This window comes from Vibrio algivorus (genome assembly GCF_030161215.1).
GTDB lineage: Bacteria > Pseudomonadota > Gammaproteobacteria > Enterobacterales > Vibrionaceae > Vibrio > Vibrio algivorus.
The window spans coordinates 93328-118827 of the sequence record NZ_BSPV01000009.1 but is presented as its reverse complement, the minus strand read 5'-3'; the positions used below and the strand labels follow the sequence as shown (position 1 = coordinate 118827).

Annotated in this window: 21 protein-coding genes and 1 pseudogene; 6 read left to right on the top strand and 16 right to left on the bottom strand. The window is 40.9% G+C overall.

Translation table 11 applies throughout. From position 1 onward, the window contains the following. Nucleotides 1-157 precede the first annotated feature (157 nt). The gene (locus tag QQJ93_RS12905; protein WP_089123424.1) at nt 158-910 is read right to left on the bottom strand and encodes a YggN family protein; all 753 of its coding nucleotides are present in this window, start codon (nt 908-910) and stop codon (nt 158-160) included. Between the two features lie 190 nt (nt 911-1100). Next, complete coding sequence (locus QQJ93_RS12900; RefSeq protein WP_089123425.1) at nt 1101-1586, bottom strand: GreA/GreB family elongation factor; 486 nt, start codon at nt 1584-1586, stop codon at nt 1101-1103. A 115-nt stretch (nt 1587-1701) separates the two neighbouring features. Between QQJ93_RS12900 and QQJ93_RS12895 the strand changes: the two genes are divergently transcribed. Beyond that, entirely contained in the window at nt 1702-3672 is a 1971-nt protein-coding gene (locus tag QQJ93_RS12895; protein WP_089123426.1) for a RecQ family ATP-dependent DNA helicase, read from the top strand. A gap of 88 nt (nt 3673-3760) precedes the next feature. Here the strand turns inward: QQJ93_RS12895 and QQJ93_RS12890 are convergent, their stop codons facing one another. The 5 genes and pseudogenes from QQJ93_RS12890 to purL all read right to left on the bottom strand — a co-directional run bounded on the left by QQJ93_RS12890 (nt 3761) and on the right by purL (nt 9964). After that, nucleotides 3761-3988 carry a DUF3622 domain-containing protein gene (locus QQJ93_RS12890; RefSeq protein WP_089123427.1) on the bottom strand — a complete coding sequence of 76 codons (228 nt, stop codon included), beginning with the start codon at nt 3986-3988 and terminating at the stop codon, nt 3761-3763. Between the two features lie 127 nt (nt 3989-4115). Then, nucleotides 4116-4733, bottom strand: a complete 618-nt coding sequence (locus QQJ93_RS12885) for a YceI family protein (protein WP_089123428.1) — start codon at nt 4731-4733, stop codon at nt 4116-4118. 210 nt (nt 4734-4943) lie between these two features. Next, nucleotides 4944-5477: pseudogene (locus QQJ93_RS12880) on the bottom strand (phosphoribosylformylglycinamidine synthase subunit PurQ); the annotation flags it as partial. Nucleotides 5478-5533: 56 nt separating this feature from the next. Next, complete coding sequence (locus tag QQJ93_RS12875; RefSeq protein WP_089123430.1) at nt 5534-5887, bottom strand: hypothetical protein; 354 nt, start codon at nt 5885-5887, stop codon at nt 5534-5536. A gap of 180 nt (nt 5888-6067) precedes the next feature. Beyond that, nucleotides 6068-9964, bottom strand: coding sequence for a phosphoribosylformylglycinamidine synthase (gene purL, locus QQJ93_RS12870; RefSeq protein ID WP_089123431.1), 3897 nt, complete (start codon nt 9962-9964; stop codon nt 6068-6070). Between the two features lie 460 nt (nt 9965-10424). On the opposite strand from purL, the gene mltF reads away from it, so the two are divergent. Beyond that, the gene (gene mltF, locus QQJ93_RS12865) at nt 10425-11867 is read left to right on the top strand and encodes a membrane-bound lytic murein transglycosylase MltF (RefSeq protein WP_244943722.1); all 1443 of its coding nucleotides are present in this window, start codon (nt 10425-10427) and stop codon (nt 11865-11867) included. A 297-nt stretch (nt 11868-12164) separates the two neighbouring features. After that, nucleotides 12165-12305: a hypothetical protein gene (locus QQJ93_RS12860; protein ID WP_160117486.1), complete on the top strand. Its 141-nt coding sequence runs from the start codon at nt 12165-12167 to the stop codon at nt 12303-12305. 75 nt (nt 12306-12380) lie between these two features. Here the strand turns inward: QQJ93_RS12860 and tadA are convergent, their stop codons facing one another. The 6 genes from tadA to QQJ93_RS12830 all read right to left on the bottom strand — a co-directional run bounded on the left by tadA (nt 12381) and on the right by QQJ93_RS12830 (nt 17264). Next, the gene (gene tadA / locus QQJ93_RS12855) at nt 12381-12908 is read right to left on the bottom strand and encodes a tRNA adenosine(34) deaminase TadA (protein ID WP_089123433.1); all 528 of its coding nucleotides are present in this window, start codon (nt 12906-12908) and stop codon (nt 12381-12383) included. Between the two features lie 80 nt (nt 12909-12988). Beyond that, nucleotides 12989-14266 carry a hypothetical protein gene (locus tag QQJ93_RS12850; protein WP_089123434.1) on the bottom strand — a complete coding sequence of 426 codons (1278 nt, stop codon included), beginning with the start codon at nt 14264-14266 and terminating at the stop codon, nt 12989-12991. Nucleotides 14267-14374: 108 nt separating this feature from the next. Further along, entirely contained in the window at nt 14375-14830 is a 456-nt protein-coding gene (locus QQJ93_RS12845) for a type IV pilus modification PilV family protein (RefSeq protein ID WP_089123435.1), read from the bottom strand. Further along, a complete protein-coding gene (locus QQJ93_RS12840; RefSeq protein WP_089123436.1) occupies nt 14820-16148 on the bottom strand; it encodes a hypothetical protein in 1329 nt (442 codons plus the stop codon). The genes QQJ93_RS12845 and QQJ93_RS12840 overlap by 11 nt, the downstream gene beginning before the upstream one ends. Beyond that, on the bottom strand, nt 16148-16774 hold the full coding sequence (locus QQJ93_RS12835) for a PilW family protein (RefSeq protein ID WP_145981754.1): 627 nt from the start codon (nt 16772-16774) through the stop codon (nt 16148-16150). The genes QQJ93_RS12840 and QQJ93_RS12835 overlap by 1 nt, the downstream gene beginning before the upstream one ends. After that, on the bottom strand, nt 16749-17264 hold the full coding sequence (locus QQJ93_RS12830) for a GspH/FimT family pseudopilin (protein ID WP_089123438.1): 516 nt from the start codon (nt 17262-17264) through the stop codon (nt 16749-16751). Before QQJ93_RS12830 ends, QQJ93_RS12835 begins: the two co-directional genes overlap by 26 nt. 102 nt (nt 17265-17366) lie before the next feature. On the opposite strand from QQJ93_RS12830, the gene QQJ93_RS12825 reads away from it, so the two are divergent. Further along, on the top strand, nt 17367-17831 hold the full coding sequence (locus QQJ93_RS12825; protein WP_089123439.1) for a type IV pilin protein: 465 nt from the start codon (nt 17367-17369) through the stop codon (nt 17829-17831). 228 nt (nt 17832-18059) lie between these two features. Here QQJ93_RS12825 and dnaJ read toward each other — a convergent pair whose 3' ends face one another. From dnaJ to grpE, 3 genes are all read right to left on the bottom strand, one after another. Beyond that, nucleotides 18060-19199 carry a molecular chaperone DnaJ gene (gene dnaJ / locus QQJ93_RS12820; protein WP_089123616.1) on the bottom strand — a complete coding sequence of 380 codons (1140 nt, stop codon included), beginning with the start codon at nt 19197-19199 and terminating at the stop codon, nt 18060-18062. Nucleotides 19200-19479: 280 nt separating this feature from the next. Then, entirely contained in the window at nt 19480-21390 is a 1911-nt protein-coding gene (dnaK, locus tag QQJ93_RS12815) for a molecular chaperone DnaK (RefSeq protein WP_089123440.1), read from the bottom strand. 244 nt (nt 21391-21634) lie between these two features. After that, nucleotides 21635-22273: a nucleotide exchange factor GrpE gene (gene grpE / locus QQJ93_RS12810; RefSeq protein WP_089123441.1), complete on the bottom strand. Its 639-nt coding sequence runs from the start codon at nt 22271-22273 to the stop codon at nt 21635-21637. 191 nt (nt 22274-22464) lie between these two features. Between grpE and nadK the strand changes: the two genes are divergently transcribed. Together nadK and recN are read left to right on the top strand one after the other, a co-directional pair. Continuing rightward, nucleotides 22465-23349 carry an NAD(+) kinase gene (gene nadK / locus QQJ93_RS12805; RefSeq protein ID WP_089123442.1) on the top strand — a complete coding sequence of 295 codons (885 nt, stop codon included), beginning with the start codon at nt 22465-22467 and terminating at the stop codon, nt 23347-23349. 224 nt (nt 23350-23573) lie between these two features. Then, entirely contained in the window at nt 23574-25238 is a 1665-nt protein-coding gene (gene recN, locus QQJ93_RS12800; RefSeq protein WP_089123443.1) for a DNA repair protein RecN, read from the top strand. The last annotated feature ends 262 nt before the right edge of the window (nt 25239-25500 follow it).

Genomic DNA, 25500 nt, shown 5'->3' with positions numbered 1-25500 from the left:
CAAACCTTTAGGCAAGGAAGATTGGCGAAGGAATGTAGACACCTTTCAAACCAATCTGACGCAGCCTATCTCTTATAAAAAAGAAGAGATTTGGATGAAGCTCCCGAAGGGCAAGTTAAAACTCACACCTCGTAGTAATTTGGTATATTAATATTTTTTAAATTACAAACACTTCATAATTTTTTAATTCAGGAATTTGCTGATGAAGTGCTTCTTCATCTTTCGCAATACCTTGTAAGTCTACACAGTAATCCGTTGCTTCTTTTTGTAGCTCTACAGATTGTGATTGTAATTTAGTTTCTACTTTGTTTTTTAAATCAATCAATTGGTTTTGTAGCTCGCTTAAATTCACACTACCATCCGCTTTCATTTTTTCAGATAGCACAGCAAACGCACTTGAGAAAAACTCACCATTGAAACGTTGCATCGCTGCAGCAGAATCGGCTTTCCAATTAGCAATAGCTTCACTTATGGCATCTTTTTTCAGTACCCACTCACCATCATTGTAGTAGCGAGACTCGACGTCAGAATAAAAATCATCCATGGCTTTTTTTAAATTATCGAATGCATCCGGATCTTTAAAAGACTCACTTACATCGTCAATGACTTCATTGGCAAGCTCTACACCTTGGTCGGCAATATCTTTAGCTTTCGGTACATATAGGCTGACCTTTTCACGATATGACTTGACCGCTTGTTGTTGCATCTGATTCAAATCGACTTTTTCACCATTAATAAACAGCTGATTATTTTGGTCAATCACCACTTTAGGCTCACCTTGCTGGTAAACCGAAACCACATTATCTTTAAGGTGTAATTCATTATTAATGTTGATATCACAACGTGGCACTTGGGCCAAAGTAGAAAACGAAGACAGTGTCAGTAGTGTCGCCAAAAATGTTTTTTTCATTTAAATAGCCTCATTAGAGATGAGTAAATACAACTGTTATAGGGTTTTATTCCATCCAAGTAACCTCAAGATGAAGCCCCCTAAAGGGCAAATTAAAACTCGAACCTTAGCATGACTTGGATATATACAGAAACAATAGCAAGATTATTGTGCTTAACGTCAGCAATAAGTGAAATATTTGTGGGGTCAATTAGAATAATGCCACCACTTCATAACCTCTTTCTTTACCTGCGATATTTAATTCAAACTCATCTCCTAGCCGCTTATTTTTCAAGACTTTTCCTAACGGTGAATCTAGGGTGATCATCCGAATAGTTTGACCTTCAAAGTCAAGCATCAATCCACCAGCAACAGGACTAACAAAGAACCATTTATTAATGTCAGTTTGCTCTTCATAAAGCTCAACTAATGCTCCTAAATATATAGGATCCTGGTGAGATAAACTTTTAATGGGCAAGGCCTTAAATGCTTGAATATCTTGCAAGCATTGATGAACTCTTTGTGCTTGACCATGGGCTAAATACGCCGCTTCCAAGCTCAAGGTATCGTATTTATGCTCCGGTATATTTTGCTTATCGGTAGCGGTACTGATCGCCGTTTGCGTTGCTTGATGTGCGACATCATGGATATCTATCAGAGCTTTAATGATCGCTTGATGTAAATTTTCTTTATTCATAGAAAAGCTCGATAACCTTTTTCATTAATCATTTTAAATAAGCTAAGATGCATCTTCATTGATAGTTTCTCCACTAATCAATATCGCATTATTTCTCAAGAGTAGATGGATTTTTATGAGCCCGATTCAACAAGCGTTAAAAGAGCACTTTGGTTTTGAACACCTTCGTGGTGGTCAACAACAAGTCATCGACACTATTTTATCAGGCCACTCTGCCGCTGCGATTTTCCCTACCGGATCAGGCAAGTCACTATGTTACCAGTTACCTGCCGTTTTATTACCACATCTGACATTAGTGATCTCCCCTCTACTCGCATTAATGAAAGATCAATTAGAGTTCTTGCATAGTAAAGGTATTGCTGCAGCATCCGTGGACTCAAGCCAAGATAGAGAAACCACCAACCGCATTATGCAGCAAGTTCGCAATGGTGAACTAAAAGTTTTGATGATATCGGTTGAACGCCTGAAAAATGAGCGTTTCCGTCAATTTATCTCACAAGTCCCTATTTCAATGTTAGTCGTCGATGAAGCACACTGCATTTCTGAGTGGGGGCATAACTTCCGCCCTGACTATCTCAAGCTGCCTTTTTATTGCCAAAGTTTAAACATCCCACAAGTTTTACTGCTTACTGCAACCGCAACACCTAGTGTTATTGAAGATATGAGCCGTAAATTTAATATTGATAAAAAGCACATCACGGTAACGGGTTTCTATCGTTCTAATCTTGATCTCAGCGTATTACCTTGTGAAGAAGATGAAAAACCTCAAGCATTGGTTGATCTGCTTTGTAACGAAGCGAACTTACCAACTATTGTTTATGTCACCTTGCAAAACACTGCAGAACAAGTCGCCAAGCATTTACAACATCACGGCCTTAATGCTCTGGCTTATCACGCAGGTTTAGACTCTGACATTAGGCAAAATATTCAACAACAATTCATGAATGGCGATGTGCCTTGTATTGTGGCAACCATTGCATTTGGTATGGGAATCGATAAATCAGACATTCGCCGAGTCGTACACTACGACCTGCCCAAATCGATAGAAAATTATTCACAAGAAATTGGCCGAGCAGGGCGAGATGGGCACCCCTCTTATTGTACAGTGCTGGCCAATAAATCAGGCATTAATGTGCTTGAGAACTTTGTCTATGGTGATACCCCAGATCCTCAATCAATTCAGTGGTTACTGGAGTCGATATTTGATGAGCAAAGTGCCTCTGGGCTATGGGAAGTAATGCTAACTCGCTTATCTCGTGATTCCAACATCCGCCAACTACCACTAAAGACTCTGCTGGTTTACCTCGAATTACAGCAAGTCATTCAAGCCAAATATAGCTACTTTGCAGATTATCGTTTCAAGCATATTGCCAGTGAAAGTGATATTTTGTTGCGCTTCCCAGAGCAAGGAAAACATGCAGAAAGGCGCCAGTTTATACAAGCTATTTTTAACTGTTCTAAAATTGCTAAGACATGGCGTAGTGTCGACTTTGACGCGTTGTGGATGGGTTATCAAGCCGAACGTTCTCGTGTGGTATCAGCCTTAGACTATTTCCATGAACAAGGGCTGATTGAGTTAGAAAGCAAGCAAATCACCGATGTCTATCAAGTTCTAAATTCTCCAGAAATAACGCATGATCACCAAGTGATTGCACAAGAGTTATCTCAGCTCTTTAAGCAAAAAGAACATGGTGATCTAAACCGAATTCAAACTCTGATTAATTTATTTGAAAGCCCGTCATGCCTAAGCTCCAAGCTAGCTAGCTACTTTTTAGATCATGATGTTCCAAATGCTTGTGGTCATTGTAGTGTTTGTCGAGGAAAGGTGGCAACCCTACCTTCTCCATATCTAGATGACGTAGAGATCGAGAAAATTAATCACTGGTTAAAACCTTACCGGCAAGCATTTAGTAAGCACGAAAAATCTCAACAATGGACTTTAAGCCTAGAAGCTCAAACTCGCTTTCTTTGTGGAATAACCACGCCATTAAGTACTCAACTGAAAGCAAGCAAAATGGATGGTTATGGAAAGCTAGAACAGTACCCATTTGCACAAGTCAGACAGTGGGTAGAAAGCTGCATTTAAATTAGATTATTAAAAACAAAAACGGCCACCGCAAAGTGACCGTTTTATTTCTTCAGCTAGCTAGCCTCAGATTTGGATAACCAAAATATTATTCTTGGTCTTTACGCTTACTTGCTGAACGACGTTTATTACGTTCCGCTTGAATCTTTTGAAATTCCACCAACTCTTTCTCTGCCCACTCAGTTGCTTCTGATTCAGTGGCAAAACCCAGTTGACGCTTAGATACAATCGTTCTGCGAGAAGTAATGTGACGAATGATTTCTGCTGCCCAACCATTACGCTTCTCGATTAATTGAAAACTGTATTTTTTACTCATAACACTCTTTTGACCTATCCTACCTCAAACAAGGAAACATTCGCTCTGACATAGGATTAAATTAGGTGCGCATTAGAGCATAAATCCATTTAAAAAGATGCAAATATTAATACTCTTACTGTGCAGATCACTCCGGCTGAAAAACAAATTGTGCCGTAACGGGAATACTCGTTGCGATTGAGTCTAGCTTGGCTACATCTTGTAATGCTTTAACCCCGTCAGAAAGCTCAAATAATGCCGTATCTATGACGATAGGTTTAAGGGTGTTCACTTGAAACGCCCCATCATTTAAAGCGGTAACTGAGACCTTAGTATCGATTTTCTGTTGGTGATCATGCAAAGAAAGATCAACGGTCAGTGGCACGGTTTTAATTTCGCCCACTTTCATACCATTGAGAACCTTTAAATCAACTTGAGCACTTAAACTTGCTTCTGGATAATTCACCACATTAAACAACATATCTTTGATACGTTCGTCGCGAATTTCAATATGTGTATTCACACTGGCTAAATCAATATCCACGACTACCATACCTTGATTATTAATCATTCCATCTATGGTACGAAAGCTATGAACTTCAGTCACAGCCGAATTTTTGACGGTAACAAAATGCAATTCCGAATGTAACGGATCTAAATGCCACGATGCTAAGGCTTGCTGAGAAAAAGCAAAACCGAAAACAATCCCTGCAACTTTGGAGAATATTTTGGTTTTTGAGAGAAACTGACTCACTGACATTTTCATACTATCTTCCCTATCGTTCAATACAACATCATATCTATTAGCTTAGTTCCTCTGATAGTGTATGTTTTTTTTGTAAAGATTAAGTGTTAACAATGTCAGAACATCATTAATTTTATGACAATATAAAAAACGGCCACCGAAGTGACCGTCTTATGCTTGCTTAGCTTTTTCAAGTAACGAGAAGCGAAGCGCTCAAGCTACGAAAATCGATTAACCAATATGCTTACGTGCGTTACGGAACATACGCATCCATGGGCTGTCTTCATTCCAGTCCTCTGGATGCCATGAGTTCGCTACACTGCGGAACACACGCTCTGGGTGAGGCATCATAATACTCACACGACCATCAGTCGTTGTTAAGCCTGTAATCGCATTAGGTGAACCATTCGGGTTATTCGGATATTGTTGAGTTGGATTACCCATATTATCCACGTAACGTAGTGTCATCGTACCAGAATCTTCAATCGCTTGTAGATGCTGGTTATCACGCACTTCAACACGACCTTCACCATGTGAAACTGCGATAGGCATACGTGAGCCCGCCATACCGTCAAAGAAGGCAGATTGCGACTTTTGTACTTCCACTAAGCTAAAGCGAGCTTCAAAACGCTCGGATTCATTGCGCACAAAACGTGGCCATAAATCAGCCCCAGGAATTAAATCGCGTAGATTCGATAGCATTTGACAACCATTACACACACCTAGAGAGATCGTATCTTGGCGCTCAAAGAAAGCAGAAAATTGCAGTTAATTAAATAGTTATATAGAAAATAACAATAGCGTATAAATACAAAAAATACTTACTCAAAAAAATAGTCATCATTGTGTGATGATTTTTCAGGTTCTTTTGAAGTATTTATATATCTAACTTCACCTTTACACTCTATAACTAAGGTCCGATAAGTTACAGAACCACCATAAATACCATATTGACTACCTGTAATTACGGCCCCGGTTTCACCTTCTTGATTTATAATATTATACCCATTTTTACCACACAAATTCCCAGCCTTCTCATAACACATCCCCCAATTAAGGGCTCCACCTGAGCAATCAATACTATGGCCAATTTTTCCTGAGGATGTATGTATTTGTTTTGACGTCGCACAAGAAGTAATTAAAAATGAGAAAATAACAATAAGGATTATATTCATATACGCCGCAGCCCTAAAAAAGCATTCATCATACAAATATACTTAACTCATCAGTATTTGATTAGACGTATATTATTTTTTGTGAAATAGATAGCATAAACGGCCACCGAAGTGACCGTCTTATGCTTGCTTAGCTTTTTCAAGTAACGAGAAGCGAAGCGCTCAAGCTACGAAAATCGATTAACCAATATGCTTACGTGCATTACGGAACATACGCATCCATGGGCTATCTTCATTCCAGTCCTCTGGATGCCATGAGTTCGCTACACTGCGGAACACACGCTCTGGGTGAGGCATCATAATACTCACACGACCATCAGTCGTTGTTAAGCCTGTAATCGCATTAGGTGAACCATTCGGGTTATTCGGATATTGTTGAGTTGGATTACCCATATTATCCACGTAACGTAGTGTCACCGTACCAGAATCTTCAATCGCTTGTAGATGCTGGTTATCACGCACTTCAACACGACCTTCACCATGTGAAACTGCGATAGGCATACGTGAGCCCGCCATACCGTCAAAGAAGGCAGATTGCGACTTTTGTACTTCCACTAAGCTAAAGCGAGCTTCAAAACGCTCGGATTCATTGCGCACAAAACGTGGCCATAAATCTGCGCCCGGAATCAGTTCGCGTAGGTTTGATAACATCTGACAACCATTACACACACCTAAAGAGATCGTATCTTGGCGCTCAAAGAAAGCAGCAAATTGCTCACGAGCATTGTCGTTGAACAAAATCGACTTCGCCCAACCTTCACCGGCACCAAGTACGTCACCGTAGGAGAAACCACCACAAGCGACTAAGCCTTGGTACTCTTCTAATGCCGCTTGGCCGGTTAAGATGTCACTCATGTGAATGTCTGTCGCGTCAAAGCCTGCACGGTCAAACGCTGCCGCCATTTCAACGTGAGAGTTAATACCTTGCTCACGCAAAATCGCCATTTTGGGTTTAGCGCCAGTCGATATATAAGGAGCAGCAATATCTTCATTAATATCAAAGCTCAGTTTAACGTTTAAGCCCGGATCGCTGTTGTCTGCTTTCGCGGCATGCTCTTGATCGGCACAAGCGGGGTTATCACGCATCGCTTGCATCTTATGGGTAGTTTCTGCCCAAATGGTGCGAAGCTCCGTACGGTTACGCTCAAGTACCACAGTATTTCCAGAAGCAATGCAAACCGTATCCGATGCATCAACTGAACCAATCACGTGTGAGCAAGATGCTAAGCCATTTTCAGCTAACACAGCTTGAACAACTTCAAGATCGTCATTGCGAACCTGAATTACCGCACCTAATTCTTCATTGAACAATGCAGCTAAAGTATCTTCACCTAAAGCATCAATATTTGCCTTCACACCACAGTGACCGGCAAACGCCATTTCAGCAAGAGTAACAAATAAACCACCATCGCCTTTATCGTGGTAAGCCAAAAGCTTATTGTCACGAACCAAAGACTGCATGCCAGTATAGAAGCCTTTTAACTGCTCAGCGTTATCTACATCGGCAGGTTTATCACCCAGTTGCTTGTAAACTTGCGCCAGCGCCGTCGCGCCCATACGATTTTTGCCATTACCTAAATCAACCAAGATCAGGCTAGTGTCGCCTTTCGTCACTTGAAGTTGAGGTGTCACTGTTTTACGTACATCTTCAACACGAGCAAATGCAGTGATCACCAATGACAACGGCGATGTCACTTCACGCTGCTCACCATCTTGCTGCCATTTAGTCTTCATCGACATTGAGTCTTTACCAACAGGAATGGTTAAACCTAATGCAGGACAAAGCTCTTCACCGACCGCTTTTACCGCTTCGTATAAACCGGCATCTTCACCCGGGTGACCGGCTGGAGACATCCAGTTAGCCGACAATTTAATGTGTTTAATATCACCAATGTCGGTGGCTGCAATGTTAGTGATGGATTCCCCCACCGCTAAACGTGCTGATGCGCCAAAATCAAGTAATGCTACTGGTGTACGCTCACCAAGTGACATCGCTTCACCGTGGTAAGAATCATAACTTGCAGCGGTTACTGCACAGTTGGCAACTGGTACCTGCCAAGGACCGACCATTTGATCACGAGCCACAAGCCCCGTCACCGTACGGTCACCAATAGTGATAAGGAAAGTTTTCTCTGCCACAGTTGGAAGACGTAGTACGCGGTCTACTGCTTCATTAAGCTCAATACCACTGCGATCAATGGCTGGATTATTGGCTTTTAACGTTTTGGCATCACGGTGCATTTTAGGCGTTTTACCTAAAAGAACATCCATAGGCATATCGATTGGTGTATTGTCAAAATGAGAATCTTCCAGTTTCAGTTCACGCTCTTCAGTTGCCACACCAACCACAGCATAAGGAGCACGTTCGCGCTTACAAATCGCATCAAATACGTCCATATTTTCTGGCGCTACTGCCATTACATAGCGTTCTTGAGATTCGTTACACCAAATTTCTAATGGACTCATGCCTGGCTCATCATTTGGCACGTCACGCAATTGGAAAATGCCGCCACGTTCGCCATCATCCACCAATTCAGGTAATGCGTTAGAAATACCGCCCGCACCCACATCATGGATAAAGGCAATTGGGTTTTCATCCCCTAACTGCCAACAACGGTCGATCACTTCTTGGCAACGACGTTCCATTTCTGGGTTTTCGCGCTGAACGGAAGCAAAATCGAGATCTTCCGCAGATTGACCTGACGCCATAGAAGACGCCGCACCACCACCAAGACCGATGTTCATTGCTGGGCCACCTAATACAATTAAGCTTGCGCCAACAGGAATTTCTTTCTTCTGAACGTGCTCATCGCGGATATTCCCCATACCACCAGCCAGCATGATTGGCTTATGGTAACCACGAATTTCTTCACCGTTATGAGAATTGACTTTCTCTTCATAAGTACGGAAGTAACCCAATAAGTTAGGACGACCGAATTCGTTGTTAAATGCCGCGCCACCTAATGGGCCTTCTAGCATGATATCTAACGCAGTGACGATACGGCTTGGTTTACCAAAATCAGTTTCCCAAGGTTGTACGAAGTTTGGAATCTTAAGGTTAGATACCGAGAAGCCGACTAAACCCGCTTTTGGCTTACCACCAATACCGGTTGCGCCTTCATCACGAATTTCACCACCAGAACCAGTAGAAGCACCTGGCCAAGGAGAAATGGCGGTTGGGTGGTTATGGGTCTCTACTTTCATCAAGATATGAGCTTGTTCTTGATGGTAACCGTATTGGCGTGTTTTGGGATCAGGGAAGAAACGGCCAACGGTAGAGCCCGTCATGACCGCTGCGTTATCTTTATAAGCAGACAACACGTGATCTGGCGTCACTTCAAAGGTGTTTTTAATCATTTTGAACAGTGATTTTTCTTGATCCACACCATCAATCGTCCAATCAGCATTAAAGATTTTGTGACGGCAGTGTTCAGAGTTCGCTTGAGCAAACATCATCAATTCAATATCAGTCGGGTTACGCTTTAACTTTTGCGTAAAGCTTTCAACCAGGTACTCAATTTCTTCTTCAGCTAACGCAAGCCCAAGTGAAACATTGGCTTCTTCAAGCGCAACTCGGCCACCAGAAAGTAAATCGACTTCGGTTAATGGTGCTGGCTCTGCCACTTGGAATAAGGATGATGCTTGTTCAAAGTCGCTAAATACTACTTCCATCATGCGATCATGTAATAAAGCTTTTAACTCAAGAAGTTGTAATTCAGATAGCTCAACCGAAGATTCAACATAATAGGCAGTGCCACGCTCAAGACGTTTAATTTGGTTTAAGCCACAATTATGAGCGATATCAGTCGCTTTAGATGACCAAGGCGAAATAGTACCCGGACGAGGTGTGGTAAGCAGAAGTAGACCTTGCGGCTCATGATCTTCAATGGTTGGACCATAAGTCAGTAACTTTTCAAGCTTAGAAAGCTCTTGAGGGTTCAGTTCAGAAGTGAGGTCTGCAAAATGCGCAAATTCCGCATAGATGCCAGACACAGGTAAGTTCAATTCACGGCACAGCTCTAAAAGCTTGTTGACACGAAATTCGGATAAAGCGGGGGAACCACGCAAAATTCTCATGTGCTTAGGTCTCTTTAGCAGTTGTTAAAAAAGAAAAGTGATATTGAAATCCGTTCAGAGTACATCGTCCATAACTGAATATATAAAGCGGATTTCAATTTCACCTAGCCTTTTGCGGCGTATTATAGAGTAATTTCCAAGTCGACGTAACACCAAAAGCAACCGTTTGCGTATTTTTTTCAATAAAAGTCATTTGCACTACATCCAAAGCAATTAAAGTTACAGTGAGGCGACAAGTGAATGACCCCCCCTTGAGAATAATTAGCCTATGTCTTATCTATAAAAGAGAGGGAAATGAGCATCATCAACAAAGCTGCAGTTTCAAGTACTAAGAATATATAATCCCTTTCAATTTTTGCTGATATGGTCACCATTTGGTATAAAGTAGCTACTAATGGCTTTGTGAGATTTCCTTTTGATAAAACTTTGTTCTCATTCCAACTTTAAGCGTTTGGTTTTCATGCTATTTATTCTTATAGGAATAACCGCATGTAAACCAAATAGCAGATCAATGACTGACTTAGAAAAGATCCAAGAACGCGGGGTTTTGCGAGTTGGCACCTTAAATAATCAACTTTCTTATTTTATTGGTCCTGATGGTCAAACCGGTTTGGAATACGAGTTGGCGAAAAAATTTGCCGATCAGCTTGGTGTAAAACTAGAAATCAAACCCGCTTACCATCTCACCGGACTACTACCTGCTTTAGAAAACCACGAGGTTGATATTGTTGCCGCGGGGCTAAGCCACACCCCCGACCGCTTAAAAAAATTCAATGCTGGCCCAGCGTACTACTACGTTAGTCAGCAAGTGATTTATAAAAAAGGCACTTGGCGACCAAGAAATTTACAACAATTGATCGATAAAAAAGCCGAACTTCACGTAGTTAAAGGCTCTCAATATGAATACACCTTGCAGCAACTTAGTAAGATTCATCCAGACTTAAAATGGACGAGCACCAATACCGAAGATAACACAGACTTATTAAAGGATGTTTCAGAAGGCAAAATTGATTTTACGGTGGTAGATTCAGTATCACTTTCGATCACTCAAAGGCTTCACCCTAACTTAGCTTTAGCATTTGAATTAACAGATGATCAACCTATTTCATGGTTTATGCGAAAAAGCAATGATGACTCTTTATATGCATTAATCTTAGAGTTCTTTGGTCAATTCAACCAATCAGGGCAATTGGCTAGCTTAGAAGAAAAATATTTTGGTCATATTCAAAGTTTTGACTATGTCGATACGCGTGCTTTTATTCGCTCATTAGATAGTAAACTGCCAAAATATAAAAAGTTATTCCAAACTTATTCTAAAGAATTTGATTGGCGTTTAATTGCCGCCTTGTCTTATCAAGAATCACATTGGAATCCTTACGCTAAGTCACCGACCGGTGTGCGAGGAATGATGATGCTAACGCAATCAACCGCCAAAATGGTTGATGTTGAAGATCGCCTTGATCCATCTCAATCTATTCGTGGTGGTGTTGAATATTTACGACGTGTCATTAAACGCATCCCAGATTCCATTCCTGAACATGAAAAAATTTGGTTTGCCCTTGCTTCTTATAACGTAGGTTATGGCCATGTAATGGATGCCAGACGTATTACTCAGCATGAAAAAGGTAACCCTGATTCTTGGACAGATGTAAAAGAAAGACTACCTAAATTGCGAATTCCGGGTTATTACAAATATACGCGTTACGGATTTGCTCGAGGTGATGAAGCAAAGAATTACGTAGAAAACATTCGTCGCTATTACCAAACGATCATTGGTTACGAAACAGAAAATCAACCGGTAAATTCTGATGATAAAGAAGATGATTTTCAGGTCATTCCACCGACGGTCAGTGAAGCTGAATCAAATACCAGCGAAATAGCAGAATCACCACCAATTAAGTAATACAGCTCAAACATATGAAAAATAGCCTCAATACTTAGTTAATGCTAATTATTGGGGCTTTTTATGATTGGTAGGTAACCAAGCTAATTAATAATTGAAAAGGACAAATTAGGTTGTTAAAAATGATTAGCTGGAAAAAATAAACTGTGCTACAACTGTCATTGTTACGTCATAAAAAAACGATATAAATGAGTTCAATAAAAAGTAATTGGAGTTGCAGTGAGACAAATGAATGTCGTCAGCAAAGCTACTGCTTCAAGTGCGAAAAATATAGATAAATATTAAGGAGGCATAACCATGTTCTCTAAGAAGAAAACAATGAATCGTCTTGTTCGTAATAAAGCTAACACCACTCGTAGAAAACGTATGCTAGCCAACAATAAGAAACAGGTACTATGGCGTCATCGCTCTTACGTTTTCTGGTCTGAAGTGGTTTAGTTATACAAACAATCTAAAACTCGCTACACCCTATATCGACAAACAGCCTATTTGTTTTTTGTTTGTCGATAAATATCACTCACCTGCATTGCCTTTTCTAGCCTGTTTAATCTCTTTTCGGCGACGCTTAAAAAAAGCTTGTAGTTGATGGCGGCACTCTTCTTCTAGTAAACCACCTTCGACTTGAGCGTAATGATAAGAAGCTTGGCTTTCAAACAGATTCAATACCGTTCCAGCCGCCCCTGCTTTTAAATCATAAGCACCAAACACAATACGACCTACTCGGCTGTGTAATAATGCGCCTGCACACATAGGGCAAGGTTCAAGAGTGACATAAAGAGTGGTGTCTAACAGGCGATAGTTTTGTAATCTTTGTCCTGCTTGGCGCAGTGTGACAATTTCTGCATGCGCAGTGGCATCATGCTCACTAATCGAAGCATTCCAACCTTCGGCAATGATTTTACTGCCTTTGACTAGTACAGCTCCCACAGGCACTTCACCATGCTCTTCTGCAATATTGGCAAGTTGCATGGCACGCTGCATAAACGCTTTATCTTGCTCACTAAAAGCAACTTGAGGCTTCCCCTCACTATCTGAACACATGTCAGTTAACTCACAGGTTACATAATATAGCCCGATTATACCTGATCACATTTAAGATAGAGAGTTTGAAGAAAAAGAGATTAAAAATCCTGCCAAGATCCTTTTACCCACTTAGGTGGTGTTAGGCCAAAAATTGAGTCAATAACATCTTCGTTATAACTGAATTTTAAAGAGTCATGGAACATAACTAATTGACCATCGACATCCAAAAACTGCCCACCGGTAAAATTAAACGATCCTCGTTGAAAGTAGGCAGCAGTATTAGCATCAGGATAATCATTCCCAAATGCCTTTTTCACTTGATTATTAAACCCTGGGTTACTTAAGTATGAATCTCCTTCCAATCCGTTCCAATCAGAACTTGTGGGTTGAAATCCATCATTAAGTTGAAATAAGACACCTTTAAAACTGCCCGAACCATGTAGTGAAAAAACACCGTTATGAACAAGTAGTAATACACCATCCGTTAATTGACTTTCTTGAGACATACTCGATAAACTAGCCCCTGTTATTTCACAAGATCCATCAATCCAAATACGTGAGTTACCCAATTCAATAAGCTCTTTTACCTTTTGTCCACAATCGCTCACTCTCGGAGATTCACTGCCTGTAACCGCTTTATCTCCAGTCAAAACAGCAAATTCATATTTAGGATTATCTCTAACTTGCTGCCAATTCCCTTTGGTGGTTTCAAACATCGCTTCAAAAGGCTTTAACTCGGTATCTTGCTTTAAGCCATCTTTCTTTTTATTACCGCCACCTTTACTATCAATGCAATCTTTACCATTACTATCAAAACCGTCATAAGGCTTGGTTGTTGTCTGTAGCCCATGATTAACAAGCGAACCACCCAACTCTATATCGCTTTTATAACGAATTGCGACACACTCCCAGCCTTCATCCGTTTCCGTACCAGGATCAGGAGGGCTAACAAGAGTCGCCGCTTGCATAAATAAATCCCCTGTCGATTGGATCGCCCCAGCTAAACGTCCATTACTAAAATCCATGACTTTCTGGACTATTGGTTGATTTCTTTCATCTAATGGTTGAAGGGAATACTTTTGACTGCCTAACGATACCACCTGTATTTCAACTAAAGATAAAGCCTGTTGACAGTCTGTTTTTAGGTAGTCTGCACCAATTAACTCAGCTCGATTGCGATCTTGTTGCGCTTTCGCAAAAGCACACTCGATCGCCCCCTCCCCAGCCCACAAGGACTGCCTAGCCGCAATTTCATTTTGAACTCGTTTGGATTGAAAATAGGTCGATTTATAAGCAGCAAGCGATAGTGTCAGAGCAGCAATTAAAACTAAACTAGCAAAAAGGAGGCTTGCAGCCCCCTTTTGATATCTCATCATTGCAATTCCTTTGCATTATTATTTTTAAGACAAAGAAATTTTAATTGATAAATTAGTTATTTAAATATATTTGAGAAAGTTGTTGATTGTTACAACCATAAATTCGAGTCAGTTATCAAATTCATTATATTTAGAGATCATAGTTTTCAAAGCAACTGACTGACGCTCATTCCAACGATTATTCCAACCTGTTTCAATCTCGATGGTTTTTAAAGCCACTCCCCCAGAAATAGGGAATGAGCCAGAAACTGTCCAAATTGTTGTAAAAGCCCCTGAAGTACTACTACCATCGTTAATGCAATCAAAAGTCATAAAGCCAACGTCATCACAAGTCTCTGTGCCACTCACTCCACTTAATGAACTATTCGCACCGCTAACCGATCGAGTCCGAAATAGCTCTAACTGAGCCTCCGCTAAATGCAACGCTTTGATACTGTTTTCAGCATAGTCGGCTTGCCTTTCCATGTAAGTTTGTAATTTTACTAGCCCTATAATGCCAACGATTAAAATCACAAAAGTAATCAGCACTTCGATTAAACTAAAGCCTTGTTGTTTAGAAATCATTCCATGATCCTTTTAGCCAACGTGGAGGAAGGACTCCAAAAATTGAGTCAAGAACATCGCTGTTATATTTAAAATCTAATCCATTGTTAAAATAAGCTATCTGACCATCCAAATCCAAGCTCTGTCCACCAGTAAAAACGAACGAACCATTTTGAACATAAGCAACATCTGCACTAGTAGGAACAGATGGAAAATAACTACTCAATTGATTTTTGACAGATTCACCATACAACCCATTCCAATCACTAGCTGTAGGGCTGAAGCTATTATTAATATGAAATAAAGAACCTTTAAATTCACCTGAACCGTGAATTGAAAAAATACCATTATGAACAAGTAATAACACACCGTCCGTATCTTGTGTTGCGGCTGCTATTTCACTAAGCCATTGCGGTTGAGTTACAACCGGATCATTATAAAGCTCACACGATCCCTCAACCCAAATTCTAGTAGAACCTGATTCAATTTTATTTTTAACCGCTTCTCCGCATTTACTAGCGGGATTTACACTAGCATTACCTACAATTAAACTACTAGTCTGAATAATATCAAAATCATATATGGGGTTATCTCTAACTTCTGTCCATAAGCTAGAACTAAGATCAAATGCTTCTTGAAATGGATCGAGCTTATCATCATATTGAAAATCACGTTTTAAGTTAGCCGAGCTAGTCGTAACATGCGAGGACAAGCACTGCTTACCATTTGGATTAAAGCTAGCTGAAGGATAATTTGTTGCCGCATAAAACTGTTTATTATCAATGGCTCCTATCATCTCAAAATTATTTTTATACCGTAATCCAACACACTCCCAACCACTTGCTAACTCATTACCAGGATCTGGTGGATTAAAAGTTCCTGTTCCTCTGATATATAAATCGGCTGTTGCTTTTATCGCTCCCGTACTTCTATTTCGAGAAAAATCGACTACTTTAGAAACCGGTGAAATAAGTATTCCTGATTGCTCAAATTCAGGCTCTATTCGATATTTTTGCCCTCCTAAAGAGTCTATATTCATTGAGCTTAGATTCATTGGTACTACGCAATCAGAATCGAAATAAATTGTTCCAGACACTAAAACAGATTGGTCTCTATCTTGATACATTTTTGTATATGCACACTCAAGCCCTCCCTCGCCAATCCAATGAGCTATGCGCGCCTCAATTTCATTTTGCGCACGCTTAGCCTGAAAGAAAACACCTTTATAACTCGCCAGAGAAAGAACCAACACACTGGCAAGTAACAGCACTGCCACTAATAATGTTGCAGCTCCTCTTTGTTTTGAAAGTAATAAGGCCAAACTAGAATGATTCAACATTACTTCCAATTCCTTTGTTTAATTTGAGTCGACATAGTTTGTTGGTGTGAACCATCAGATAAAGAAGCGGTTAAAGTAATGGTATAAAGTGCTGAACTAACCGTTGACCCTAAAGCCTGACTAACAACTTCAAAATTATTTACTTTGATTCGATTGGTATCAAGAAGTGAAAATGATGGATTCGCCGATATACCACACGGTATGAAAGTTTGTGTCGTGGATACTGATTTCTCGCACACTCTTAATGCTTCATCTTTATAAATAAATGCCACCTGTGTGTATAAGCTACTTCCTCCACTCATTTGAGCTTGGTATCCATAAGCTAAGCTGCTTGAGGTTGTTTCGATAATCGAATTTGCTCCTGACAAAATAAAACTTTGCCCGTTATTGCCATTAAAGCCTGCTCTTTGGGTATCTTCTTTAATGTAACGTAACGCTTCATTCATACTCTGCAAGACAAACAGACGTTGAGATCTTTCAGCTGCAATTTTCTGGCTCGAAAGAAAAACACCACCAACGGCGATTAAAGCAATGATTCCCATAGCAGATGCAATCATCAACTCGACAAGCGAAACACCTTTTTGATGTTTCCTTAAGGCCTTAACACTCCAGATAGCCATATACATCCCCTGTCACGCCGCAAATTCGAGTACTGCTACGATTATGAAACTTCAACATTAAAGGCTTGGTTGAATCTACCGAGAATTGGATATTGCCATTTTGTGTTGGACGGCCATTTACCCGATCAAAGATCGTCGTCGTAGATGAGGCGGAAAAATTGATAGTAATATTTTTAAAAGGCGCACCATCCAAATACGTTAACGCATTGACTTTCGCTGCATGACGATCTGCAGGTGCGGTTGGAGAAGTATTTGTCACTAATGCCCACTCCCCTGCATAGGCTGCCCCATCTTGTACAAAGTGCAAATAAAGCTCCTGATTTCTCAATACGGCCTCTGATTTAGTTTGTCCCCAAAACCCTTGCAGTTCCTCTGCTAACCTTTGCATTTTCGATCTTTCACTCATCCCACTAAACGATGGCACGGCCGCAGCCAACAAAACCGCTAGCACGACTAATGAAATCAGCATTTCTATTAGCGTAAACCCTCGAGCCATTCCCCAAAATCCTCTGCAACTAGTTACATCTTGATATTTCAACTTGCAGTGATGCTAGCACTTATCAAAAATGGCATAAGTCTCTAACAGGAAGTAATAGAAATGATTCGAATAAATCGATGCAAGAAAAGCAAAAACAAACAAAAAGGAATGACATTGATCGAATTATTGATCGTTGTGGCGATCATTGGTGTTTTGACCGCTATCGCCTACCCTAGTTATCAAGAGCATGTATTAAAAAGCCACCGAGCTTCTGCCATGTCCGATATGATGAAAATACAATTAGAAATTGAGCAGCATCGCACTCAAACTGGTAGCTATGATTATACGGTGATCGATAATACTGCTGGCACATGCGACTCTACTCTAGGCTGCCAAACCGACACTGGCCGCTATAAATTCTCTATTATTTCAGGTGCAAGTGGCATTGATCTCTATGTGATTAAAGCCGCTCCACAATCAGCTTTGGGGCAAGATAAAGACAAATGCGGGACGCTAGAGATGAATGCAGGCTCTGTAGGAAGCGCCAAGAAAGGTGGCGTTAATGTAGATGGATGTTGGAATTGATTTACGTAATTCGAGTCTCGGACGCTGCGCTGCTCGTTTTTCGAAAAAGAATAAAAGCAATTCCTGAGAAATATTTTTGTAAATAGTTGGTCTTAGTATCTTCACGTTACTAAAAATCGCTCTTTACCGAGCAACGAGCAGTGAAACGCCCGAAAACCAAGACTCATAAACCAACAAAGCCTCGACTATCACTAGCAGAGGCTTTGTTATTCATATCAAAATCGACTATTAGCTAGTCAAATCATCAAAGAATTTTTTCACGCCATTGAAGAAGCCGTCAGATTTCGGCTTATGCTTTTGGCTTGCTTCTTCGCCACCAAAAGACTCTTCAAGTTCGCGTAATAGTTCTTTTTGACGAGAGCTTAATTTCACTGGTGTTTCAACCACCAACTTACAAATTAAATCCCCCGTTGCGCCACCACGTACTGATTTCACACCTTTACCACGCATACGGAACATACGACCAGTTTGCATCTCAGCAGGTACTTTAAGCTTAAAGCGACCATCTAAAGTTGGGACTTCTACTTCACCGCCTAACGCCGCTAAAGTAAAACTTACTGGTACTTCACAATGTAAGTTATTGCCATCACGTTCAAAGATATGGTGGTCTTTTAAATGTACTTGTACATATAAGTCACCGGCAGGAGCGCCACGTTCGCCCGCTTCACCTTCACCGTTTAGACGAATGCGATCGCCAGTATCAACACCAGCAGGGATCTTAACGTTTAATACCTTACTCTTGTTCTTACGGCCTTCACCATGACAAGCACCACATGGGTCTTTAATGATTTGACCACGGCCATTACAAGTTGGACACGTTTGCTGTACGGCAAAGAAACCTTGACGCATTTGTACCTGACCATGTCCATGACAAGTGCCACAAGTTTGCGAGCTTGAACCCGCTTTAGCACCACTACCGTCACATACTTCACACTCTGTTAGAGTCGAAATATTGATTTCTTTTTCACAACCACGAACCGCCTCCTCAAGAGACAGTTCCATGTTGTAGCGTAAGTCTGCACCACGTTGGGCACGCTGTGGACCGCCACGACGTCCACCACCAAAGATATCGCCGAAGACATCGCCAAACATATCTTCAAAGCCGCCGCCTCCACCGAAGCCGCCTCCACCGCCCATCCCACCTTGTTCAAAGGCGGCATGACCATATTGATCGTAAGCTTGCTTTTTCTGAGGATCGGTTAAAACTTCATACGCTTCTTTAACTTCTTTAAATTTGTCAGATGCATCCGCTTCTTGGTTGCGGTCTGGGTGATATTTCATCGCAAGACGTTTGTACGCCTTTTTAATATCGCGCTCTGATGCATCACGGCTGACACCTAATACTTCATAAAGATCACGTTTTGACATGCTCGGTTCACCAATTTTCTTATTACCAATAAGCATTGCTCATCAGTGTGTGTTTTAAACTATGAGAAACTATATCTAGCTAGATAATCCGATATACCTAAAATCTCTATCAATGACAGCTTAAGTAGAAGTGATTATCTAGCGGGACAATGCCCAAATAAATTAACCAGTATCAGATCGAAAATTGCGGGCGTGAGAGACAAACTCTAAACGCCCGCAGTTTCGTATCATTCGCCCTCAGTTAATTAAGGGCGACAGACTTAACAATAATCAATCTCGATTATTTCTTGTCTTCGTCTTTAACTTCTTCGAACTCAGCGTCAACAACGTCATCTTCAGGTTTAGCTTGTTCGCCACCTTCAGCTTGCTGTGCTTGAGCTTTCTGCTGAGCAATTTCCATCAGTTTTTGAGCTGCTGTTGCTAACTCTTGAACTTTAGTATCGATGGCTTCTTTATCATCGCCAGACTTCACTGATTCAAGTGCTGTAATTGCTGCTTCAATTTTCTCTTTCTCATCAGCTGGAAGTGCATCACCTGCTTCTTCGATTTGCTTACGAGTACCGTGAATCATTTGGTCAGCTTGGTTACGAGTCGTCACTAACTCTTCGAACTTTTTGTCCGCTTCTTTGTTAGCTTCAGCTTCTTGTACCATTTTCTCGATTTCTTCATCTGATAAACCACCAGATGCTTGGATCGTGATTTTTTGCTCTTTACCTGTCGCTTTATCTTTCGCAGAAACGTTCAAGATACCATCCGCATCTAGGTCAAACGTTACTTCGATTTGTGGCATGCCACGTGGCGCAGGGTTAATGCCTTCTAGGTTAAATTGACCTAGAGACTTGTTGTAAGTCGCTTGCTTACGTTCACCTTGTAGTACGTGAATCGTTACTGCGCTTTGGTTGTCTTCTGCCGTTGAGAATACTTGATTCGCTTTTGTTGGAATCGTTGTGTTTTTCTCAATTAGCTTAGTCATCACGCCACCCATCGTTTCGATACCGAAAGATAGAGGAGTCACATCTAGTAGAAGAACGTCTTTTACGTCACCCGCAAGAACACCACCTTGAACCGCAGCACCAATTGCTACTGCTTCATCAGGGTTCACATCTTTACGTGCTTCTTTACCAAAGAATTCAGCGACTTTCTTCTGAACCATTGGCATACGTGTTTGACCACCGACTAAAATAACGTCAGTAATTTCGCTTACTGATAGGTCTGCATCTGCTAGAGCAACTTTTAGCGGCTCAAGTGAACGTTGAACTAGGTCTTCAACTAGAGATTCTAGTTTCGAGCGAGTTACTTTTACGTTCATGTGCTTAGGACCAGTCGCATCCGCTGTCACGTATGGAAGGTTCACGTCTGTTTGTTGTGCAGAAGATAGTTCAATCTTCGCTTTTTCAGCCGCTTCTTTCACACGTTGCATCGCAAGTGGATCATTTTTAAGATCGATGCCTTGCTCATTTTTGAACTCAGATACCAAGTAGTTGATTAAACGAGTATCAAAGTCCTCACCACCTAGGTGTGTGTCACCATTAGTTGCTAGTACTTCGAAAGTTTGCTCACCTTCGTGATCATCAATTTCGATAATAGAGATATCGAATGTACCACCACCAAGGTCATAAACTGCGATAGTGCGATCGCCGCCTTTCTTATCAAGACCGTAAGCAAGTGCAGCTGCTGTTGGTTCGTTGATAATACGCTTAACTTCAAGGCCTGCGATACGACCCGCATCTTTTGTTGCTTGACGTTGTGCATCGTTGAAGTAAGCAGGAACGGTAATAACCGCGCCAGTTACCGCTTCACCTAAGTAATCTTCAGCGGTTTTTTTCATTTTCTTCAAGATTTCAGCTGATACCTGAGGAGCTGCCATTTTTTGGCCTTTCGCTTCAACCCAAGCATCACCGTTGTCAGCCTTAACAATTTTATAAGGCATGATTTCGATATCGCGCTGAACTTCTTCGTCTTCAAAACGACGACCGATCAAACGTTTGATTGCGAACAATGTATTTTCAGGGTTAGTTACTGCTTGGCGTTTTGCAGGTTGACCTACTAATGTTTCGCCATCGGTGTAAGCTACTACTGATGCCGTTGTGCGTTCGCCTTCAGCATTTTCAATTACGCGTGGTTTGTCGCCGTCTAATACCGCAACACATGAGTTAGTTGTACCTAAATCAATACCAATGATTTTACCCATTTGACATTCTCCAAAGAATTTCAGTTATTCAGTTTTTGCTATACCCAGCTTTTGATAACAAATAGATGGGGGCTCAGAATTGGGATTCAACCCTGTAAGCTAATTTGTTTTGCATTTCGCATTACGTTTTTCTGTATGCTCAATAGATAAGGGCGACAAAATGCTTTTCAAGGGAAAAAATAAAAAAATGCCGAGTTTTTTACACTCGGCACTGCTTAGTTTTAATTATATTGCTTATGTACGGTTACTTAGCAACCATCACCATTGCAGGACGGATCACTCGTCCATTTAATTGATAGCCTTTCTGCATAACGATCATCACGGTATTCGATTCATGATCTGGGCTTTCTTGCATGCCAATCGCTTGGTGCAGCTCAGGATTAAATACTTCACCTTCTGGATTAATTGCTACTAAGCCAAACTTAGCCACCGTATCAACAAAAGATTTATGCGTCATATCAACACCTTCAAGAATCGCTTTTACCGCTTCATCTTCAGGGTTGGCAGATTGAAGTGCACGCTCTAAGTTATCAATGACAGGCAGTAACTCTTCAGCAAATTTGTTTAATGCGTATTTACGAGCTTTATCAATTTCTTGCTCGCTACGACGACGCATATTCTCCACTTCCGCTTTTGCACGTAATACAGAATCTTGTTGATCTTTAATTTGAGCTTCCGCGGCATTTAAAGCAGCTTCTAATTCTATAACACGAGAAGCTTCTTGCTCCACTTGTTCAATTTCTTCATTCCAATCAATATCGCCTTCACCACCAATGGTTTGAGCATCATCTGTATTCACATCATCTTCAACAAGTTCTTGCTCAACTTGCATATCTTCCGATTTTAGCTCTTCATCTTGCGGTTTGTTATGTTCTGTAGTCATGATATCTCCAAGAATATATTCAACACCATACGCTTGCCCTAACGGAATAGGCACAAAATACTCGCATAGTTACTCTGCTTGCCTTTATTATGGGGATGAAGATTTATGATTCAAGCGTAGAGTGCGTTTATCTTAATAAATACGCCTGATAAAATACCTTATCGCCCCTTTTCACAATAGAGTTGATACCTATGCAGAAGCCTTTTAACGTTATTGCCATCATTGGTAAGCCTCGCGACCATAAAGCTGTGCAAACGCATAAAGAGCTTTTTCATTGGCTGACAGAGCAAGATTACACAGTTTTAATTGATAATCGATTGATCGATATTTTAGATGACATCCCAAAAGATGTGTTTTCAAGCTTACTGAAGATCGGTGAACAAGCGGATTTAGCGATTGTCGTTGGTGGTGATGGCAACATGCTAGGTGCTGCTCGTATATTATCTCGCTTCGATATTTCCGTTATTGGGGTTAACCGAGGTAGTCTAGGTTTTTTAACCGATCTCAATCCTGAAGATTTTCACGATGCACTTCTCAAAGTACTTCAAGGCGAATATTTAGTTGAAGAACGCTTTTTATTAGAAGCGGAAGTACATCGTAGTGGGCATATAAAAAGTCATAATTCAGCATTAAATGAAGTCGTTTTACACCCTGGTAAAATCGCCCATATGATTGAGTTTGAAGTCTACATTGATGACCGATTTGCTTTCTCACAACGCTCCGATGGCTTAATCGTTTCAACACCAACCGGTTCAACTGCCTATTCACTTTCTGGCGGTGGCCCAATTTTATCACCTAGCTTAAATGCCATTTCATTGGTTCCAATGTTCCCACACACTTTATCTAGCCGCCCTCTTGTCGTTGATGGAAAGCGTAAAATAAAACTTGTGGTCTCTCCCGATAATCGAGGCACTCAAGAAGTCAGTTGTGACGGTCAAATATCACTGCCTGTGTCCCCTGGAGATGAAATTCAAATCTTCCAAAGCCCAAGCATTTTAAAGCTTATTCACCCTGAAGATTATAGCTACTACCATGTATTGCGTCATAAGCTAGGCTGGTCGAGTAAGTTATTTTAATCTAGATGTTGGAGTACGTTTCCTGCTTATCAAAACTCGAAACTCGAAACTCGAAACTCGAAACTCGAAACTCGAAACAAAGCATGCCTTGTTGATTTTATGATCGGCAAGGCATTTTTAATTGCGTAGAGAAAAATTCACACAAAAAACTTTACTGTATAAAAAGCCAGTATATACTGTTTTTACATACAGTGATTTATTTTCTCTTTTTTCGAGGTGGATTTATGCTCTCCCATTTAAGTATTAATAATTTTGCAATTGTTAAGTCTTTACAGCTAGAGCTTTTCAAAGGAATGACAACTATTACCGGTGAAACTGGTGCTGGTAAATCTATTGCGATTGATGCGTTAAGCCTGTGTTTAGGCGGCCGGGCTGATAGCAATATGGTACGTCCTGGTGAGGAAAAAACCGATATCACCGCCTCCTTTATTTTAGACAACAACATTAATGCCACTCGATGGTTAGAAGACAATGAATTACTGGATGGCGAAGAATGCATTATTCGTCGCATCATCACTAATGAAGGACGTTCGCGAGCCTTTATCAATGGTAACCCTGTACCGCTCTCACAATTAAAATCCTTAGGCCAAAATTTAGTCAACATTCATGGGCAGCACGCTCATCACTTATTGATGAAGCCTGAACACCAATTGACATTGCTAGACCAATACGCAGGCCACCAACAACTGATCCAAACGAGTAAAAAATATTATTCCGATTGGCGCCAACTACGAAACCAACTAAAGAACTTACGAGCCAATAGCCAAGAAAACCTTGCTCAAAAGCAATTACTTGAATATCAAGTGAAAGAGCTGGACGAATTAGCATTATCTGAAAACGAATTTGAAGAGCTCGAGCAAGAACATAAAGTCCTTTCAAGCAGTGGCCAAATTGCGGTTATTTGTCAACAAGCCATCAATGAACTGTATGAAGGCGAAGAAGTGAATGCACTTGGTCTTCTTAATTCTGTCAGTAATTCACTCGGTGAACTTGCAGAATTAGATCCATCATTGGCTCACCTACCTAATCTATTATCAGAAGCCATGATCCAACTAGAAGAAACCAATTCAGAATTAAGGCGCTATTCTGACAATATCGATGTTGATCCAGCACGAATAGCCGAGGTTGAAGAGCGTTTCAGCAAAGTGATGAGCACCGCGCGCAAACATCACGTTCGCCCGGAAGAGCTATATCAATATCATCAAGAAGTAAAAGCGCAAATTGAAGCTCTCGATTGCTCTGATGAAAAGTTTGAGCAATTAGAGAAAGATGTAGATGATAAATATCAAACCTTTTTAACTGCAGCAGAAAAACTGAGTAAAAGCCGTAGCCGCTATGCAAAAGAGCTGAATAAACTTATTTCTCAAAGTATGCATGAGCTAAGCATGGAAAAAGCACAGTTCTGTATTGATGTAATAAAAGATGAAAAACATGCTGCACCACTAGGCATCGACCAAATCAATTTCTTAGTTTCAACTAACCCTGGTCAGCCATTACAAGCGTTAGCCAAAGTCGCTTCAGGTGGTGAGCTGTCACGAATTTCATTAGCAATTCAGGTTATTACTGCACAAAAGGTTCAAACACCAAGCTTAATATTCGATGAAGTAGATGTCGGCATCAGTGGCCCAACGGCAAGTGTCGTAGGAAGAATGCTACGTAAATTAGGTGAGTCAACTCAGGTGCTATGTGTGACCCACTTACCACAAGTAGCAGGTAGTGGTCACCAGCAATTATTTGTCGCGAAGCAAGCAAAAGCAGGTAAAACAGAAACTCGTATTCATCAATTAGATGAAAATCAACGCATTGATGAACTGGCCCGTTTACTTGGCGGTAGCACGATTACAGATTCAACTAAAGCGAATGCCAAAGAATTGTTAATTGCAGCTTAAGTCTCGGGTCTCGGGTCTCGGGTCTCGGGTCTCGGGTCTCGGGTCTCGGGTCTCGGGTCTCGGGTCTCGGGTCTCGGGTCTCGGGTCTCGGGTCTCGGGTCTCGGGTCTCGGGTCTCGGAAGAATAACGTCTATTTATATAAACTTTGCAACTAAACTCTAACTTTTCTGTCTTAATTTGCATGTTTAACACTACGGGCTTTTACTTCTTCGCTTAGCTTGTTTATCATCGGGCAAGATTTTCGCCTTTAACTCAAAGAAAC